General features: G+C 38.1%; 1 protein-coding gene. It reads left to right on the plus strand.

The window, feature by feature from the left end:
- Positions 1 to 34 precede the first annotated feature (34 nt).
- The coding region (locus tag CWB72_RS20460; protein ID WP_252371611.1) for a DUF4842 domain-containing protein at positions 35 to 278 on the plus strand (244 nt) is incomplete at its 3' end.

Genomic DNA, 278 nt, shown 5'->3' on the forward strand with positions numbered 1-278 from the left:
ATTTATTATAAGTAACTTAAGAAGGGGGTTTGAAGTGCATTTACCGGGTCAATTACCAACTGCATTGGCAGATAAAACGCAGTTCGGTCAAGGTATAGACGCCACGAATACTACTATAGGCGTATACTATGTTACAAAACAAAACTACCCCTGGGCTATCAATTTTACTTCCCCTTTTATTTACCCTATCGAAAGAACCTCTATTGCAGATGCTTATCCTTATTTTCTGAAATGGGCATCTTCGGGAGGCACACAATTCAATGATTGGTTTATCAATA

Source organism: Pseudoalteromonas phenolica (assembly GCF_005886345.1).
Taxonomy (GTDB): domain Bacteria; phylum Pseudomonadota; class Gammaproteobacteria; order Enterobacterales; family Alteromonadaceae; genus Pseudoalteromonas; species Pseudoalteromonas phenolica_A.